The sequence below is a fragment of the Deinococcus sp. Arct2-2 genome (assembly GCF_004801315.1).
Lineage (GTDB): Bacteria > Deinococcota > Deinococci > Deinococcales > Deinococcaceae > Deinococcus.
On record NZ_SSNW01000004.1, the window covers coordinates 90,307 to 107,363 of the forward strand.

14 protein-coding genes and 1 pseudogene are annotated in these 17,057 nt (G+C 61.7%); 10 read left to right on the plus strand and 5 right to left on the minus strand.

Annotated features, from left to right (window positions below; all coding sequences use genetic code 11):
- Positions 1-89: 89 nt before the first annotated feature.
- From E7T06_RS03275 to E7T06_RS03285, 3 genes are all read right to left on the minus strand, one after another.
- Positions 90-3,581, minus strand: coding sequence for an ExeM/NucH family extracellular endonuclease (locus E7T06_RS03275; protein ID WP_240740822.1), 3,492 nt, complete (start codon positions 3,579-3,581; stop codon positions 90-92).
- Positions 3,578-4,384, minus strand: coding sequence for a hypothetical protein (locus tag E7T06_RS03280; RefSeq protein WP_136364422.1), 807 nt, complete (start codon positions 4,382-4,384; stop codon positions 3,578-3,580). Before E7T06_RS03280 ends, E7T06_RS03275 begins: the two co-directional genes overlap by 4 nt.
- Positions 4,385-4,513: 129 nt before the next feature.
- Entirely contained in the window at positions 4,514-5,908 is a 1,395-nt protein-coding gene (locus tag E7T06_RS03285; protein WP_136364423.1) for an FAD-dependent oxidoreductase, read from the minus strand.
- A gap of 47 nt (positions 5,909-5,955) precedes the next feature.
- On the opposite strand from E7T06_RS03285, the gene E7T06_RS03290 reads away from it, so the two are divergent.
- From E7T06_RS03290 to E7T06_RS03330, 9 genes and pseudogenes are all read left to right on the plus strand, one after another.
- Positions 5,956-7,128, plus strand: a complete 1,173-nt coding sequence (locus tag E7T06_RS03290) for an aminotransferase class V-fold PLP-dependent enzyme (protein ID WP_136364424.1) — start codon at positions 5,956-5,958, stop codon at positions 7,126-7,128.
- Positions 7,129-7,472: 344 nt separating this feature from the next.
- The gene (gene rpmG / locus E7T06_RS03295) at positions 7,473-7,640 is read left to right on the plus strand and encodes a 50S ribosomal protein L33 (RefSeq protein WP_019012050.1); all 168 of its coding nucleotides are present in this window, start codon (positions 7,473-7,475) and stop codon (positions 7,638-7,640) included.
- Positions 7,641-7,722: 82 nt separating this feature from the next.
- Positions 7,723-7,902, plus strand: a complete 180-nt coding sequence (gene secE, locus E7T06_RS03300) for a preprotein translocase subunit SecE (protein ID WP_136364425.1) — start codon at positions 7,723-7,725, stop codon at positions 7,900-7,902.
- 10 nt (positions 7,903-7,912) lie between these two features.
- Positions 7,913-8,485 (plus strand): transcription termination/antitermination protein NusG, encoded by a 573-nt coding sequence (gene nusG, locus E7T06_RS03305; protein ID WP_136364426.1) that lies wholly within the window; start codon positions 7,913-7,915, stop codon positions 8,483-8,485.
- Positions 8,486-8,670: 185 nt separating this feature from the next.
- Positions 8,671-9,105, plus strand: coding sequence for a 50S ribosomal protein L11 (gene rplK, locus E7T06_RS03310; RefSeq protein ID WP_136364427.1), 435 nt, complete (start codon positions 8,671-8,673; stop codon positions 9,103-9,105).
- Positions 9,098-9,790: a 50S ribosomal protein L1 gene (gene rplA, locus E7T06_RS03315; protein ID WP_136364428.1), complete on the plus strand. Its 693-nt coding sequence runs from the start codon at positions 9,098-9,100 to the stop codon at positions 9,788-9,790. The genes rplK and rplA overlap by 8 nt, the downstream gene beginning before the upstream one ends.
- 196 nt (positions 9,791-9,986) lie before the next feature.
- Positions 9,987-10,478: pseudogene (gene rplJ / locus E7T06_RS03320) on the plus strand (50S ribosomal protein L10); the annotation flags it as partial.
- 192 nt (positions 10,479-10,670) lie between these two features.
- On the plus strand, positions 10,671-11,033 hold the full coding sequence (gene rplL / locus E7T06_RS03325; RefSeq protein WP_136364430.1) for a 50S ribosomal protein L7/L12: 363 nt from the start codon (positions 10,671-10,673) through the stop codon (positions 11,031-11,033).
- 352 nt (positions 11,034-11,385) lie between these two features.
- Positions 11,386-11,646: a cold-shock protein gene (locus E7T06_RS03330; protein WP_019012057.1), complete on the plus strand. Its 261-nt coding sequence runs from the start codon at positions 11,386-11,388 to the stop codon at positions 11,644-11,646.
- A 97-nt stretch (positions 11,647-11,743) separates the two neighbouring features.
- On the opposite strand, the gene E7T06_RS03335 is transcribed toward E7T06_RS03330, so the two are convergent.
- Together E7T06_RS03335 and E7T06_RS03340 are read right to left on the minus strand one after the other, a co-directional pair.
- On the minus strand, positions 11,744-12,256 hold the full coding sequence (locus E7T06_RS03335) for a hypothetical protein (protein WP_168733346.1): 513 nt from the start codon (positions 12,254-12,256) through the stop codon (positions 11,744-11,746).
- A complete protein-coding gene (locus E7T06_RS03340; protein ID WP_136364432.1) occupies positions 12,253-13,044 on the minus strand; it encodes a tetratricopeptide repeat protein in 792 nt (263 codons plus the stop codon). Before E7T06_RS03340 ends, E7T06_RS03335 begins: the two co-directional genes overlap by 4 nt.
- Positions 13,045-13,552: 508 nt before the next feature.
- On the opposite strand from E7T06_RS03340, the gene E7T06_RS03345 reads away from it, so the two are divergent.
- The gene (locus tag E7T06_RS03345; RefSeq protein ID WP_136364433.1) at positions 13,553-16,999 is read left to right on the plus strand and encodes a DNA-directed RNA polymerase subunit beta; all 3,447 of its coding nucleotides are present in this window, start codon (positions 13,553-13,555) and stop codon (positions 16,997-16,999) included.
- The last annotated feature ends 58 nt before the right edge of the window (positions 17,000-17,057 follow it).

The following is a 17,057-nucleotide window of genomic DNA, read 5'->3' on the forward strand; positions in this document are numbered from 1 at the left end:
AGCCAGCCCCCCTCAAGGGGAGCGCAACAGCCTTTGTCCTCCCCTTGAGGGGGGGCGTTGCAAAGCAACGGGGGGGTTCACCATTCAACTCAGGGGCAGGGCGTGACCGGACTTGCGCTGTTGCGGGGCGTAGGAGCCGCTGCCGTGAAGTCGCTGGCGTTGTTGTTGGCGTCGGTGCAGCCGTTTCCGGCGCGGGTGGCGGCTGTGGTGTTACTCAGGGCCGGAGCCGCAGCAGCGCCCTCAAAGGCGTTGGCGCTGCCGTAGCCCACGAAGTCCAGCACGTCAGGGTCAGCCAAGCCAGTAATCGCTACGGCGTCGGCCACCAGCGCAACTTTGCCGTTGGTACCCGACATCGCTACGCCCGTACCCGTGAAGTTGGCGTCGGGCGTGGGCAGGGCCGCCGCTGGGCCTGTGCCGTCCGACATGCGGATCAGGAAGGATTGGCCGGGCTGCACGGTGAAGGTGGGCAGGGCGATGGAAGCGGTGGCCGTTGCAGCGAACGTGCCTGCCGCCGAAGCGTACTGAACGCTCATGCCCGCCGTGCTCACAGGCTGCTTGCTGCGGTTGAACAGTTCGATAAAGTCACTGATGAACGGAGCGCCGCTGTTGCCGCCGCCGCCGTAGACCTGCCGAATCACGAGTGCGCCGCCTGCCACTGCCGCTGCGGGGTTCACGGTCACGTTGAGGGTGCTGCTGTCGCTGAGTGCGCCGTCGCGGGCGGTGATGGTGTACTGGTAGCTGCCGGGGGCCGTGCCAGCGGGGGCCGAAACGGTGGCATTGAAGGCTGCACCGCTGGCAACGGTGGCGGGCACGCTCACGATGGCCGGTGCGCCGTTGGTGGGCGTTACGCTCAGGGTAATGGGGCCGCTGGCGTTCACGTTGCTGGCCGTAAAGCTCTGGGTCACGGCTGCGCCGCCTACCGTCACGGTGGCGTTGCCCAGTTCTGGCGTCAGGGTCAGGCTGGCAATCGGCGTGGAAATGGGCGCGTCTGCCGTGAGGTTCAGGCCCACCAGCACGGGGTCATGGTCGCTGCTGCGGAAGGCGTCGGGTGCGAAGAAGGACGCCTGCTGCTCGGCGGCTTTAAATTCCGTGTTGTAGTCCAGAATCACGGGTTCGTCGGCGTTGATGTGCCACTTGGTCTTGCCCGTCAATTGCGTGTTCAGGCTCTGGCTCACGATGGCATGATCGAGGCTGCCCCACGTGCCATCGAACTGGTACGAGTAGCTTTCGGGGCCAAACACGCTGACTAGATCGTCGGTGTTGCCCGCCGTGTTGTCGGCCCCGCGCATCAGGCGCATGATCGGGTCTTCCATCCGGTAGGCGTTCAAGTCGCCCAACAGGATGCGGTCTGCCTCGGCCACACCAGTCGGGTTGGTTTCCAGCCACTTGGTCATCACGTCAGCGGCGGCAAGGCGCGTGGCATTGCTGGCCCCCTGACCGTCCAACTGATCGGTGTCGCCCGCACACGCGCTGCCTTTGCTTTTCAGGTGAGCCATCGCCGCCGTGAAGCGCCCGCCGTTCGCGTTGCTCTGGAAGGTCTGCGCCAGCGTGGGGCGGTTGCAGGTGTCGATATAGGCCGGGTCAAAGGTGCTGTCCAGAATCGCCAGATTGCCTACCGGAGTTACGGCGGCGGGCTTGTAGATCATGGCAACGGTAATCGCGTCGGTGCCGATGTTGGCCGCCGAATTGATGTAAGCGTAAGTACCCGCCGTGCCGCCCGTGGCCGGGTCGTTCAGCGCATTCACCAGATTGGCGAGGCTGCTGTTCGCACCTTTGGCGTAATCGTTCTGCATTTCCAGAATGCCCAACACGTCTGGGTTCAGCTTGCGGATAGAATCCACGGTTTTGGCCCGCTGGCGCAGGAATTCGTCGCAGTTGTTGGCCCCGCGTGCCGTGCTGCCCGTGCCGTTGGGAGTGCAGCCCGTATTGGTGGTCAGCAGCGTGGTGAAGTAGTTCAGTACGTTCATGCTGCCCACGCGCAGGCTGCCGCCCACCGCTTCGGGCACGGGTTGGCGCGGGTTGGTGGCAGTAATGGTGGTGCTGGCGGCGGTGGTGTGAATGCGGTAGGTATCCAGACTGCCGCTGCCCGTCCAGCCATCGTTGCTGTAGGTCAGCACGCCCGTAGTGGTGGCTTTGTCTCCGCCGCGCAGGGTATTGGCCGCGCTGAGGGGTTGGTTGCCGCGTCCAAAAATCAGCGGGTTAGGGTTTTGTGCCCGTGTGCCGTCGTCGATCCGAATAAAGCGGTTGGGCAAGTTGGCATTGAATGCTGCCAGTCCGGCCACGCTGGGCGCGTTGATCTGGCTGAAGGTATATAGGCGCTCGTCGGCCAGATCGAAGCTGCCGCCGCGTCCCAGCGTGAAATTGTTGGTCACGGTGCCGCTGACGGTGACCAGCATGCCCTCGAAGCGTTCGCGCTCCGAGAAGGGGAGAGGCAAAGTGAGGGTCTGGGGTGCGGGCAGGGCTGTTCCACTGGCGAGTACAGCTACGGCGGCAGCATTGGCGGGGCTGATCTGCGTGGCGGTCACGAACTCGCTCACGGCTCCGGTCACGCGCACGCGGTCTCCGGTGGTCAGGGTGGGGCAATTGCCGCCCGTAGAACCGCAGAAGATGAACACGCCGTCGCTGGTTTGGGCGTCGTTGTCGGCGTCTATGCCTTCTTCCTGCACAAAAAAGCCGCGCAAGGTTCCGGCCACCAAGTTGCTGGTCACCACGCCTTCTACGGTCACGGCTCCGGTCAGCGGGCTAGGGGCGTTGCCGCTGGGGGTGCTGCCCTGCACGGCTCCAATGTTGTTCAGAGAGATGCTGCCGGGATTGTCGGTGGCGCTGAACACCAGACTGAAGGCGTGGGGGTCTTCGGCGGCGGTGGCGGCCATCAGAATCTGGGTGGCGAAGGTCACCACTGTTTCGGCTCCGGGCGCGAGGGTCGCCGCACTCTGCCAACCCTGATGCGCCACGCCCGCCACTTGCAGGCCAGCGGGCAGGGTCACGGCCAAGTCACCTGTATTCAGCCCGGTCACCAGCGGCGTCGCTTTGGGGTCAGGCGCAAAGGTGGGCATGCCGCCCACGTAGGTCAGTTCACGGCCCGTATCGGGTTTCAGGGCGGCGGCGCGCGCGTCGGACACGGGGGAACCGTCGAACCGCTTCACGTCCTTAAATGGGGTAGAGGAGACGGTGGCCGTATTGGTCGCGTCGCCGCCCGCCGTGTCTACAGGCACGAAGGTGGGGGCCGTCAGCGTGGCGGTTCCGGTGTTTTTGACCCGGAATGAAGCCCGCAGGTAGCGCACCCGGTTCGCCTCATCGGTCAGCGTGCCCGCCGAGAGCGGCGTGTACAGCAGATCGTTGACGGCGGTGGCCTGCGGCTGAAGGCTTTGCACGGCCTGCACGCTGATGGTGGGCGTGGCGGAGGTAGCGTCCGTGACCCGGAGTTCGTAGGTGCCGAGGTTGGTGGGCGCGGCGCGGCCCGGCTGAGTAGCACCGGGTTGGCTGGCGTTGGGAGTCTGCACGCTGGGTTGGCCGCAGGCGGTCAGGGCCAAGAGGCCAGCGAGAATTAGGCGTTTGCGGTACATCTTGTTGGGCATCATTGCTGGCTCCGGGTAGGCAGATTGAGTGGTGTGGCGCTGGTCGGTGCAGATTCGATGGCCGTCAGCAGCAGCGTGACCGAAAAGGGTTCAGCGCCGGGGTGGGCAGTGCGGTTGAGGGTCAGGCCCACATTCAGGGGCCGAGTCGCGCCCGTGCCCTGCGTGATAAAGGCCTTCCCGGTGTACTGGCCCGCTGAGAATGTGCCCGCCGGATAGCCTGCCAGTGTGCCCGCCGGACTTTTCGCCCCTGTGGTGGTCAGAGAAACGTCGTTATACACGCTTGCGCCGGGAGTCGTCACGTTCTCTACGACTCCTGTGGCGGCATTAAACGTTTTGGGTTGCCCCAGCATCAGCGATGAGGCGTAAGCAGGCGCAGACGTGCCGTTGAACAGACGAATCAGCGTGTAGGGCGTATTGCCTTCGGTCAGGGGGCTGCCCATTTCGTCCACTTTGGCATCGTCCAACAGGCTCACGGGCACGAAGGCTAGCGGCGCACTGCCCACGTTGCCCACCCGGTAAGCCGCGTGAAAGTGGCGCGTATCTTGCCCGTTCACGGTGGCTGTAAAGGTTTGAACAGAGTCCAGCGTGAAGGTCAGCGCCGATGTGTCTTGCGCGTTCAGGTTACCGCCCAGCACGGTCAGGCTGCTCCCAAGTACCTGCGTGCCGACGCCGTTGATGGTCAGGGCCACGATGGGCGCGGTGCCGTTGGGCGTGGGTGTAGGGGTGGGTTCTGGAAGGGGTGTGGGGTCGGGCGTGCAGGCCACGAGGCCCGCCAGCAAGGTGAGGGTCAACAGGGTTCGTTTCATAGCGTCCTTGGAAAACAACAGTGAGTTTGGCTTGAAGCACCCAATTCTAAACGCGAAATGTCAGGAATGTTAATGCTGGGTGTGAAGCACAGTGTTCTTGAGCGGGCGCTTATGGGTTGAGGGCTGAATCTAAGCCGTTTTGATCTTGCGGTTCAGTTTGTCGGCGGCCACCAGCAGCACGTCCCACACGCCAGAAAAGGGCGGGGCATAGGCAAGGTCAGTATCGAAGAGATGCTGAACGGTGCTGCGGCGGTGCAGCAGGGCGGCCACCACGTCCACCCGCTTCACGCTGATGTGGCGCGGGCTGACCAGTTGCACGCCCAGCAGCCTTCCCGTACCCATTTCGGCGGTCAGGCGCACATGAATCGGGCGTGAATCGCCGTAATACCCGGCGTGGTCGGTGCTGTCTACATCCACGCTCATGGCGTTCAATCCCAGTGAGTCAGCTTCGCTTTGTGTCAGACCCGTGCGGGCCGCGCCAAGCTCGAACACCTTGAAAATGGCGGTGCCCACGATGCCGGGAAAAGTAGCGTCGCCGCCCGCCATATTCACGCCTGCCACGCGGCCCATGCGGTTGGCGGTCAGGCCCAGCGGAATATGCACCTTACGCCGCGTGACCCGGTGCAGGCTCTCGGTGTTGTCGCCCGCCGCGTAGATGCCCGGAACGCTGGTTTCCTGCCGAATGTTGACGGCCACCGCGCCCGTTTTGCCGAGTCGTGCGCCTGCCGCTTTTGCCAGTTCCGTATTGGGTTTCACGCCGACTGCCACGATCACCAGATCGGCCCGCACCAATCCCTTCGAGGTCTGCACACCCGTCACGTGCCCTTCTCCGGTCAGGCCCTCCACTGCCGTACCGCAGCGCACATCCACGCCTTTGGCTTCCAACTCTGCCCGCACGCGGCGTTGCAACTGCGTGTCCAGCATTCGCCCCGCCACTTCCGGCCCCTTTTCCAGCAACACCACACTCAGGCCGCGTGCGTGCAGGGCCTCGGCCATCTCCAGCCCGATATAGCCGCCGCCCACGATGCAGGCGCGTTTGGGCGCTTTGCCGTCCTTTCCCTGCAAACTGGCTTCTATCGCCTGTCCGTCTGGAATATCGCGTAATACATGGACGCCGCCCAACTTGGTCTGTGCCCAGTCGGGGCGCACGGCGCGGACTCCGGTGGCGATCAGCAGGCGGTCAAAAGGTTCGGTGGTGGTGCGTCCGGCGGCGCGGTCTAGCACGGTCACGGTTCCAGCTTTCGCATCTACGCCCGTCACCTCATGCCCGGTGCGAATGCCGATGCCTTGGCCGCGCATCCGTTCGGGCGTCCGGGCGATCAAGTCGTCAAAGTCGTCTACCTCGCCGCCGATGACATACGGCAGGCCGCACGCGCCGTAGCTGATGTATTCGCCGCGTTCGAAGACCACCACTTCCGCCGCCGGATCGAAGCGTTTGGCGCGGCTGGCCGCACTCATGCCCGCTGCCACGCCGCCGATGATCACGATTCTGCCCGTGCTGCCCGCCGCCGATTTTGCGCCCATACAGGCAGGCTACCCCGCTGCCGCGCCGGGGCCGTTACGATGATCTTATGACCGATACCGCCGCCCGCCCCGGTTTGCCCGCCTACATCCCCCTCAACCGGGAACGCCTGATCGCGCCCGGCCCAGTCGAGGTAGACCCCCGCGTGCTGCTGGAATTGGCCCAGCCTCAGATGCACCACCGGACGACGGCAGGCATAGAAAAATTGATGGAAGCCCGCGCCAAACTGACCCAACTGCTGGGCGATCCCTACGACGCCGTGATCACCACCAGCAGCGGCACCGGAGCCTTTGAGGGCGCACTCGTCAGCCTCGTTCCAGAAGGGGCCAAAGTCGTGAACGCGCAGGCCGGAAAATTCAGCGAACGCTGGGGCGAAATGGCTGGACGCTTGGGCTACGACGCGCAGATTGTGGCGAAACCTTGGGGCGAAGTTCTTGACCCGCAGGAAGTGGCCGACGCCGCCAAAGATGCCCACACCCTCTTGATCACCCACAGCGAAACCAGCACCGGGGCGCTGCACGATCTGGCGGCGATTTCGCAGGCGGCCCGCGCGGGGAACCCTGACCTGATCATCATCGCCGACTGCATTACCAGCTACGGCGTGGCAGAGTTACGCCCGGCGGCGTGGGGCGTAGACGTGATCGTGTCGGGCAGCCAGAAGGGCACCGCCACGCCCCCCGGCCTCGGCTTCGTGCTGTTTTCCCCCGAAGTCCAGAGCCGCCTGATCAAGAACACGCCGCGTGGGTTTTACCTCGATATGCACCGTGAACTGACTGGGCAAAAGGCGGGCAGCACGCCCCAAACGCCCGCCATCAACCTGATTTATGCGCTTTCGCTTTCGCTGGAGCGCCTGTTGTGCGTGCCGCTGGACGTGCTGTGGGCCGAAAAACGCCGTCAAGCCGACGCCCTGATCGCCGCCGGAACCGCGCTGGGTGCGCCTGCTTGGGCCGCCCGTACCAGCCCCGCCGTCGCTGTTCTGACCCCGCCCGCCGGAATCACGGGCCGCCAAGTCTCCGCCCGCCTTGCCGAAATGGGGCAACGCGCCCTGCCCGGTCAGGCTCCGCACGAAGACACCGTGTTCCGCGTGTCCACGATGGGCTATGCAGACCGCTACGACGCACTAGCGATTGCCGGAATCTTGGAAGAATGCTTTGCGGGCCTCGGCGTGAACGTGGAACGCGGGGCGGCGGTGCAGGCGGCTTGGGCGGCGCTGCGGGTATGAGTTAAGTCGCGTGTAAACCCCCCAGTCTGCTTCGCAGCCAGCCCCCCTTAAGGGGAGCGCAACAGCTGTTGTCTCCACCTCTAAGGGGGGGCGTTGCGGAGCAATGGGGGGGTTCGCCCACAAACGCCAATCCCCTCATCCCCCAAAACGTGACCCAACCCTAGACACTTGCCCCCCGGATCTCTATACTTGGAATGTTGCCCGCCAAAAGGCGGGTTCTTTACCAGCGCAATCACCGGGCACCTGACCAACTGGCAGGCAGCCCACCGGTTTACCCGCAGCAGCGGAGCGCTGGGAGCAGGGTTTGGGGCGCGTGCGCTTCCCCCCGCGAAAGGAGTTTGAACATGGCGAAAGACGGCCCCCGTATTATCGTGAAGATGGAAAGCACCGCTGGAACAGGCTTTTACTACACGACCACCAAAAACCGCCGCACCACGCAGACCAAATTGGAACTGCGTAAGTACGACCCCGTTGCCAAAAAGCACGTCGTCTTCAAGGAGAAGAAAGTCTGATCTGCTGGGGCCGCCTTGCCCGTAGTCTCGGTCAGGCGACTCCACCCGTTCGGCTTTCTTTCTTCTAGGCGCAGGTGAACGCATGAACTTGATTCAGTACTTCCGGGACGCCCGCGCGGAATTGTCCCGCGTGACGTGGCCCACCCGCCAGCAAGTGCTGGAAGGCACGCAGGCCGTGCTGATCTTCGTTGTGGCACTCACCCTGATCGTGTTTTTCATGGACCGTGTGTTCGGCACCGCCGTTCGTGCGCTCCTCCCATAAGGCGGCTGACATGAGTATTGAATGGTACGCCGTGCATACCTACGTGGGTCAGGAAGACCGCGTGCAAGACCAACTGATGGACCGGGCCAAGAAACTGGGCATGTACTACACCAAGATTTTTCAGGTGTTGCAGCCCAGCGAGGAAGCCGTAGAACTGCGTGAAGGCGGCAAGAAAGAAACCGTCAAGCGCAAGCTGTTTCCGGGCTACGTGTTCGTGCAGATGGATGTAGAAGACGATGACGCACCCGGCGAACTGGGTGAATCGTGGGAAGTGGTGCGCGGCACCAACGGCGTGACCGGCTTCGTCGGCACCGCTACGCGCCCTGTGCCCCTCTCTCACGATGAGGTTCAGCGTCTGCTGGCCTCGGTGGGCGTGGCCGCCCAGCCCGTCGTCGAAGAAGCCCCGCGCATCAAGGTCAGCCTCAAACCCGGCGATTTGGTTCGGGTTACGGGCGGGCCTTTTGCCGACTTCAGCGGCATCATTAGCGAAGTCAACGCTCCGCAGGCCAAGGTCAAGGTGCTGGTCAGCATCTTTGGCCGCGAAACGCCTGTCGAACTCGATTTCGCACAAGTCAGCAAGTAAAGCCGTGTTGCCCCACAGTTGTCTTTCCACTGGGGACTAGGCAAACAGGGGCAACGGGCGGTAAAATCAAAAAGTTGCTGTCAATTCACTTTCAGAGTGAAGCCCTCAACCGGGCAGGCAGAACTTAGCGTCAGCACCCCACCGCCACCTTTTGGTGCGTTCTGGGGGAGCTAAGGAGGCAAGACATGAAGAAAATTACCGGAATGGTGAAACTCCAACTCCCGGCAGGCAAGGCGACACCCGCCCCGCCCGTCGGCCCCGCGCTCGGTCAGTACGGCGCGAACATCATGGAATTTACGAAGGCGTTCAATGCGCTGACCGCCGACAAGGGTGACGCGATCATCCCCGTCGAGATCACGATCTACGCAGACCGCTCCTTCACGTTTATTACCAAAACCCCTCCCATGAGCTACCTGATCCGCAAGGCTGCAGGTCTGAGCAAGGGCAGCCCTACCCCCAACAAAGCCAAAGTCGGCAAGTTGAACTGGGATCAGGTGCTGGAAATCGCCAAAACCAAGATGCCCGACCTGAACGCAGGCAGCATCGAGGCCGCCGCGTACACCGTGGCAGGCACGGCACGCTCTATGGGCGTGACCATCGAGGGGGCCCCGAATGCCTAAGCACGGTAAGCGGTACCGCGCGTTGACCGAAAAGGTTGACCGCAACAAGCAGTACACCATCGACGAAGCCGCCGCACTCGTCAAGGACATCGCCACCGCGAAGTTCGACGAAACGGTAGAAATCCACTTCCGCCTCGGCATCGATCCCCGCAAGAGCGACCAGAACGTTCGCGGTACGGTTGCCTTGCCTCACGGTACGGGCCGCACCGTGCGCGTGGCCGTAATCACCAAGGGTGAAAATGTGGCGTTGGCCGAAGCCGCTGGCGCAGATGTCGTCGGCAGCGAAGACCTGATCGAGCGCATTGCGGGCGGCTTCATGGAGTTCGACTCCGTTGTTGCCACCCCCGACATGATGGCCCAAGTCGGCCAGAAGCTTGCGCGGTTGCTGGGGCCTCGTGGTCTCTTGCCCAACCCCAAGAGCGGTACGGTCGGCCCTGACGTGACGGGCATGGTGCGCGGCCTGAAAGCCGGACGCATCGAGTTCCGTAACGACAAGACGGGCGTGGTTCACGCGCCTATCGGCAAGGCCAGCTTCGATCCTGCCAATCTGACCGCCAACTACGCGGCCCTGATTCAGGCCGTCGAAGCAGCCAAACCCGGTAGCGCTAAGGGCGTGTTTGTTCGCAGCGCCTTTATGACCAGCACGATGGGGCCGAGCATTCCCCTCTCGCTCACCACGGCGTAATTTTTTCGGGGGTTTAGGCTCTGGCCTCTGCCCCCGCTGACTTCAGCACCCCGGTGCGTTCTGCACCTTTTAACAGCATCACCGTTAGACCGGCTTCCGTGACAGCGGGGACTCTTGCCAAGTTTAAACATCCCGCCGAGTTGTCAGGGCGCAGTTACCGCACCCGGACTTGTTCGACACAAAGGAGGTTCACCGCGTGGCGAACGAAAAAAACCAGCAGAACCTCAGCAGCCTTCGGGGCAGCCTTTCGGGCGTCGACACGTTTTACGTCGTCGATTACCAAGGCCTGACCGCAGGGCAACTGAGCAAACTGCGTAAAGACATCCGCGAAAAGGGTGGGCAGCTCATCGTTGCCAAGAACACCCTGATCAACATCGCCCTTCAGGATGGTGGCCGTGATTTTGCCGACGCCCTGAAAGGCCCCAGTGCCCTCGTTCTGGCCCATGAAGACCCCGCTGGAGTCGCCAAGACCCTCAGCGACGCCGCCAAAGCCAACGACAAAGGCATTCCCGCCATGAAAGGCGGCCTCGTGGAAGGCAACCGCGTCGATGTGAAAGTCATCGAACGCCTTGCCAGCCTCGGCAGCAAGCAGAGCCTTCAGTCCGAGTTCGTGGGTGTGCTGTCCAGCCACCTGTCGAGCTTCGTCGGAATTCTGGAAGCCTACAAGGCCAAGCTCGAAGAGGGCGCGGGCGCTCCTGTGGACACCAGCTCAGCTGTTGCCGACACCGAAGCTGTCAGCGCCGAAGTCTTGAGCGCCGACGCCGCACCAGACGACAGCGCCCCCGAAGCCACTGTTTAAGACCGCTCCGGCGCGTCTTGACCCCAGCTTCTGCACCCGCTTAACACTCACCACCAAAACCAACATTCGGAGGAAGACATCATGGCATACGACAAACAGGCACTTATCGACCAACTGGGCACCCTCACCATCATGGAACTCGCCGACCTGATCGACGGCCTGAAGGAAACTTGGGGCGTTACCGCAGCTGTGGCTTCCAGTGGCCCCGCCACCGCCGCCGCAGTGGTCGAAGAGAAGACCGAATTCGACGTCATCCTGATCGACGCCGGTTCCAGCAAGATCAACGTCATCAAGGAAATCCGCGCCATCACGGGCCTCGGCCTGAAGGAAGCGAAGGACATGAGCGAGAAGGGCGGCGCACTGAAAGAAGGCCTGCCCAAGGAAGAAGCCGAGAAGATCAAGGCCCAGCTCGAAGCAGCTGGCGCACGCGTTGAACTCAAGTAATCTTCTAAACTTGTTCTAGCAGTACCAGCTTTAAAAGCAGTACCGGGAGTGCGGCCCCCAGCCCAAGTGGTTGGGGGTTCCTATTTGTGTAGCGTGTGGCCGATGGCGTGTGTAAGCAGTGGGATAGGAGCAGTTCTGTTCAAAGCTGCTTGAATTGCTGTCTTCCTTCAGCGTAAGCCGCCTAGCCTATGCATCTCAATGTAATACAAGATACGTTTTGCGGCCAAAGGGCACACTATTCTTCACGAGTTCTACTCCGGTGTGTCTTTTGAGACGGCAGGTCAGGAAAAGTTCTTGGCAAGCCCGACACCGCTGGGTTGAGAATGCTGGAAGCAGCAAGGAGAGTATCAAGATGGCTACAGGTAAAGTGAAATGGTTTAACGCAGAGAAAGGCTTTGGCTTCATCGAAACACCCGGCAGCCCCGACGTGTTTGCACACTTCAGCGCGATCCAGAGCAGCGGCTTCAAGAAGCTGAACGAAGGCGACGAAGTGGAGTTTGAAGTGGAAGAAGGCCAGCGCGGAAAAGGCCCCCAGGCCAAGAACATCGTTGTCACGAAGGCTGCTCCTGCACCTGCGTTCAGCGACCGCCCTCGCCGCGACGACCGCTGGTAATCCCCAACACCCTCTGACATTTTAAATGTTGATCCCCCAGCTGAAAGGCCGGGGGATTTTGCGTTGTCGCTGAGCGTATTTCAAATGGTTGGCAATGCTATTTAGCCGTGAAAGAAGTCTGCCCTAATCCGCAGACGTCCCTCCAAGTCAGAGAAACTACGCCTTCATCGAATCGTGCGCCCAAAACGTCAAATCCACCGCACTTTTGGCGAGAGCTGAGGCTACCGCTGGCCGTCATCACTTTGGCCCGCAAGATGACTTGTGCATCGAATCTGAAGTAATCAAGTGCCGCGAAGGTCTTAGAACTGTCATTAAAAATAAGCGCGTAGTCCTTGGTTGCCTTCCAGAGTTGGCCCGTGTAGCTGGTCTGCATTTTGCCTGTAAATGGATCAAGGCGTAGAACTTCACATTGATTGGTAGCAATGATGGAGTTTGTAGGACAAACGGTCAGAAAAAGACCGTCCAAAGCCAATTGCGCCGAATTCTGCGCTAAATCAGGCGACAAAATATATTCCCAGATGGTCTGACCACTCTCAACTCGTCTCACCTTCCAACGAGAGTCGTTCTCAGTGGGAAATGAAGAGATGTATTGCGGCGCGGCCAAAATCACTTCAAATTCCGCCGTAGCTCGGCGGCCAAGGCAAACCATTCGCGCTCCTGACGCTTGTAGAGGTTGGTGGCGCGGCGCTCTGTTTTGGCGAGAGCCTCCAGCAGTTCTGCGGCTTCTTCGCGTCGGCCTTGGGCGACCAACAAGGTGGCGTAGCGGGTGCGGGGTTCCTCGGTGGTGGCGGCTACCATCGCCTGTATATAGGTGGCGTCGGCTTCGGTCACCTTGCCCTGTTTCTCCTGCGCTTGAGCCAGCAACGTGAGGGTGCGGGTGCGTGTGGCAGCACTTGTTCGCAGGTCAACGCGGGTCAGGCGGGCCTCGGCGTCGGCTGGGTTGCCGCGTGCCAAATCCAGTTCGGCGCTGGTCAGCAGCACCACCGGATCGTCGGCGTAGATGCCCACCAGCAGCGGATTCAGCGTGGCCTGCGCTTCGTCGGGGCGGCCTGCACGGGCCAGCAACCCGGCCAAATCGGCGCGGTGGGCCAGCGTATCGCTTTCTGCCAATTCCTCCTGCGCTTCCCGAATGCGGGTATCCAGTGGTTTGATCGCCTCTAGGCCGCTTTGCAGCACATTCGTAGCTGCCCGTCGCCCGCCACGCAAAGTGGGCAGAAACTCTAAGAAAAAGTAGATCAGTGGCCCCAGAAATCCACCGACGAACAGGCTGAACCCCAGCACGGCAATCCAAATGACGCCGCGCCGGGTGGCGATGGCGTGAATGAGGAACAAGATATTGAGCGCGTAGAACACCGTAAACAGCCACGGCGCTTGGTTGAAGATGGAACCGACATTCATGGCTCTACTCTACAGAAGGCGGGTGAGTCAGTTGTGTTGGGGGCTGAGGCGGGATCGCGGCGGAATTGCCCCCTCACCCCGCTCCTAGCGGAGCGCCCCTCTCCCGCAAGGGGCGAGGGCAAACGGCAAGGGCAAGATATCTGGGGTTTAGCTCCTTACCCTTGAGGGGGAGGCTGGGACTCGCAGAGCTGCGCCAGCAGAGGGGGGTGAGTGAGCGCCAGCGATTGTCCTTCTTCAGACCATCCTTCCCTCGCACTCACCCCTTGACACCCGCCCCAAAACCCCCTATATTCTTCTGTGGCCGACCATGATGGGTTGGACGGGAGTGATGTGCCAATCAGCACGGCGTCAACACCGGCTGGACTGTACGAGTCAGCACCGCACAACTAATTAGATTGTTTGGGACGCAACCGCGAGCGAGTAAAAGCCAAAGGTTGCTGTCCCGTTTGCGCTGTTCTCTGCCCCGGAAGAGTGCAATGTTCCCATCAGGGTGCCCCGCGAGGTGTGCATGAGTTTTATTGGTAAGAAGCCCCGCATCGAACGCTTTGGTGAGATCACCGAAGTGATCCCGCTTCCTGATCTCACCGAAGTGCAGAGGAACTCTTTTGAGGCGTTCCTGCAAGCAGACCGCGCACCGGACGCCCGCGACAATGTGGGCCTGCAAAGCGCGTTTCGCGAAGTGTTCCCCATCGACGAAACCGAAAAAGGCCGCAGCACGGGCCTCGTTCTAGATTTCTTGGAATACCGCCTCGGAGACGTGCCCTACACGCCTGAAGAGTGCCGCGAAAAAGATTTGACCTATCAGGCCCCGATGTACGCCAAGCTGCAACTGATCCATAAAGACAGCGGCCTGATCAAAGAAGACCAAGTGTTCCTCGGTGACCTGCCCCTGATGACCGCTGACGGCTCGTTCGTCATCAACGGTGCAGACCGCGTGGTCATTTCGCAGATTCACCGCAGCCCCGGCGTGTACTTCACCAGCTCCTACAAGGGCATCAAGAAGATGTACACGGGCGCGATTATTCCGATGCCCAAGCGTGGCCCGTGGATCGAACTCGAATCCAACGGCGGCGTGCTGGAAATGAAGGTCAACAAGCGCAAATTCCCCGTGGCCATGCTGCTGCGGGTGCTGGGCTACGACGACGCCAGCCTGAAAGCTTTGTTTACCGAATTTGACCCCAACCTAGAGTTGCCTGAAGACAAGAGCGCGGGCATGGGTTCCGACGAAGCCATGCTGCGCCTGTTTACCGTGCTGCGTCCCGGCGATCCACCGAAGCGCGACAAGGCCATTCAGTACCTCTACGGCCTCTTGGCCGACCCCCGCCGCTACGATTTGGGCGAACCGGGCCGCTTCAAGATGAACACCAAATTGGGCGTCAACCGTCCTGAGCGCACCTTGCTGACCTTCGTGGACGGCAAGTTCAGCGACGCCGGACTGGTGGATACCATCCGTTATCTGCTGGCACTTCAGCAGGGCCTAGAGACCGTCAAGATCGAGGAAGGCGCTCTGGAAGTGCCTGTAGCCGAAGACGACATCGATCACCTCGGCAACCGCCGGGTGCGGACGGTGGGCGAACTGCTGGCCGACCAACTGCGCGTGGGCATGGGCCGGATGGCGCGTGGCGTGCGTGAGCGGATGCTGCTCGGCAACCCCGACGCCGCGACCCCCACCAAGCTCGTCAACAACCGTCCCATCGTGGCCGCCATGCGCGAGTTCTTCGGACGCAGCCAGCTGAGCCAGTTTAAGGATCAGACCAATCCCCTCTCCGATTTGCGCCACAAGCGCCGTATTTCCGCGCTGGGGCCAGGCGGGTTGACCCGTGAACGTGCAGGCTTCGACGTCCGCGACGTTCACCGCACGCACTACGGGCGCATCTGCCCGATCGAAACGCCGGAAGGCGCGAACATCGGCCTGATTTCTTCGCTCTCCAGCTACGCCAAAGTGAACAGCCTCGGCTTTATTCAGGCTCCTTACCGCAAGGTGAATCACGGCGTCGTCAGCGACGAAGTGATCTACATGACCGCCGACATCGAAGACCGCTACGTGATCGCGCAGGCCAACACCGCGCTGAACACCGACGGCACCTTTGCCGAAGAGCGTGTGCTGGCGCGTAAGAAAGGCGATCCGACCTACTACGAGCACGAAGACGTCGATTACATGGACGTTTCGCCCAAGCAGATCGTGTCCATCAACACCTCGCTGATTCCTTTCCTAGAGCACGATGACGCCAACCGCGCCCTCATGGGATCGAACATGCAGTCTCAGGCCGTGCCACTCGTGCGTGCCGATAGCCCCGCCGTAGGCACGGGCGTCGAAACCCGCGTGGTCACCGACTCCGGAACCAGCGTGGTCAGCGACGTGACGGGCCGCGTGAGCTACGTGGACGCCCGCGTGATTCAGGTCACGCTCAGCGAAGACTCGGCCACCGCCGGAATGGTGAAGGGCAACGTCCGTACCTTCGAACTGGTGCGCTTTACCCGCTCCAACCAAGGCACCAACCTCGATCAGCACCCCATCGTAGATACGGGCGACGAAGTGAAGGCCGGACAGGTCATCGCCGACGGCCCCGCCTCCGATTTGGGCCGCCTCGCGCTGGGCCAGAACATCACCATCGCCATCATGCCCTTCGACGGCTTCAACTTCGAAGACGCCATCTGCATCAACGAAGGCCTGATCCGCAAGGATTTCTACACCTCGGTTCACATCGAGAAAGACGAAATCGAAGCCCGCGACACCAAGCTGGGGCCAGAGAAGATCACCCGCGACATTCCCGGACTGTCTGAGGCTGCCCTGCGCGACCTTGACGAAGACGGCATTGTGCGTGTGGGAGCTGAAGTCAAACCCGGCGACATTCTGGTGGGCAAGACCTCCTTCAAGGGTGAATCCGAGCCTACCCCCGAAGAACGCCTCCTGCGCTCCATCTTCGGTGAGAAGGCCCGCGAAGTGAAAGACACCTCGCTGCGCGTGCAGTCCGGTCAGGGCGGCATCGTCGTCAAGACCGTGCGCTTCCGCCGGGGCGACGAAGGCGTCGACCTGAAGCCGGGTGTGCGCGAGATGGTGCGCGTGTACGTGGCCCAGAAACGTCAGTTGCAGGTGGGGGATAAGGTCGCCAACCGTCACGGAAACAAGGGCGTGGTCTCCAAGATTCTGCCCCCCGAAGACATGCCCTACCTCGAAGACGGCACGCCCGTCGACTTGGTGTTCAACCCGCTCGGCGTGCCTTCGCGCATGAACCTCGGCCAGATTTTGGAAACCCACCTCGGAGAAGTCGCCCGTCTGACCGGCCAGAAGTTTGAAACGCCCGTGTTCGACTCGGTGACCGAAGCGACCATCAAGGAAATGCTGGAAGTGGCTTCTGCCGAACGCCTGCAAGTCCGCAAGGATGACGGCTTCGAGCTGGATTCCCGCGAGCAGAAAGTGCTAGACCGTGCGGGCAAAACGGGTGTCATCGATTCGCCCAACGGCGATTACGACGCCGCACAGATGCAACTGGCCCGCACCGGCAAGAGCGTCTTGTACGACGGACGCAGCGGCGAAGCGATCAGCGGCCCCGTAGTGGTCGGCACCATGTACGTCATGAAGCTGTACCACATGGTTGAAGACAAGTTGCACGCCCGCTCCACTGGCCCCTACAGCCTGATTACCCAGCAACCGTTGGGCGGCAAGGCGCAGTTCGGCGGACAGCGGTTCGGGGAAATGGAAGTGTGGGCGCTGGAAGCTTACGGCGCGGCGCACACCCTCCAAGAAATGCTGACCATCAAGTCCGACGACATCGACGGACGCGACGCCGCCTACCAGAGCATCGTGAAAGGCGAAGAAGTGTCGGGCAGCACCATTCCCGAGTCCTTCAAAGTGCTGGTCAAGGAACTCCACTCGCTCGGTCTGGACGTCGAAGTGCTCGACAGCTACGACAAGAACGTGGACATCTTTGAAGGCATGATGCCCAAGCGCTGATCGGACAGAGCGTCTAGCAACAGCGTCTAAGAGTCGAGGGTCTAAGGGTCTAAGAACA

Bases quoted from the DNA above. Each gene is read 5' to 3' on its own strand.
- rplL (WP_136364430.1), top strand. From the start codon at position 10,671: ATGGCATACGACAAACAGGCACTTATCGACCAACTGGGCACCCTCACC.
- E7T06_RS03340 (WP_136364432.1), bottom strand. From the start codon at position 13,044: ATGAATGTCGGTTCCATCTTCAACCAAGCGCCGTGGCTGTTTACGGTG.
- E7T06_RS03285 (WP_136364423.1), bottom strand. From the start codon at position 5,908: ATGGGCGCAAAATCGGCGGCGGGCAGCACGGGCAGAATCGTGATCATC.
- rplA (WP_136364428.1), top strand. From the start codon at position 9,098: ATGCCTAAGCACGGTAAGCGGTACCGCGCGTTGACCGAAAAGGTTGAC.
- E7T06_RS03280 (WP_136364422.1), bottom strand. From the start codon at position 4,384: ATGAAACGAACCCTGTTGACCCTCACCTTGCTGGCGGGCCTCGTGGCC.
- rplK (WP_136364427.1), top strand. From the start codon at position 8,671: ATGAAGAAAATTACCGGAATGGTGAAACTCCAACTCCCGGCAGGCAAG.
- nusG (WP_136364426.1), top strand. From the start codon at position 7,913: ATGAGTATTGAATGGTACGCCGTGCATACCTACGTGGGTCAGGAAGAC.
- secE (WP_136364425.1), top strand. From the start codon at position 7,723: ATGAACTTGATTCAGTACTTCCGGGACGCCCGCGCGGAATTGTCCCGC.
- E7T06_RS03290 (WP_136364424.1), top strand. From the start codon at position 5,956: ATGACCGATACCGCCGCCCGCCCCGGTTTGCCCGCCTACATCCCCCTC.
- E7T06_RS03275 (WP_240740822.1), bottom strand. From the start codon at position 3,581: ATGATGCCCAACAAGATGTACCGCAAACGCCTAATTCTCGCTGGCCTC.
- E7T06_RS03345 (WP_136364433.1), top strand. From the start codon at position 13,553: ATGAGTTTTATTGGTAAGAAGCCCCGCATCGAACGCTTTGGTGAGATC.
- rpmG (WP_019012050.1), top strand. From the start codon at position 7,473: ATGGCGAAAGACGGCCCCCGTATTATCGTGAAGATGGAAAGCACCGCT.
- E7T06_RS03330 (WP_019012057.1), top strand. From the start codon at position 11,386: ATGGCTACAGGTAAAGTGAAATGGTTTAACGCAGAGAAAGGCTTTGGC.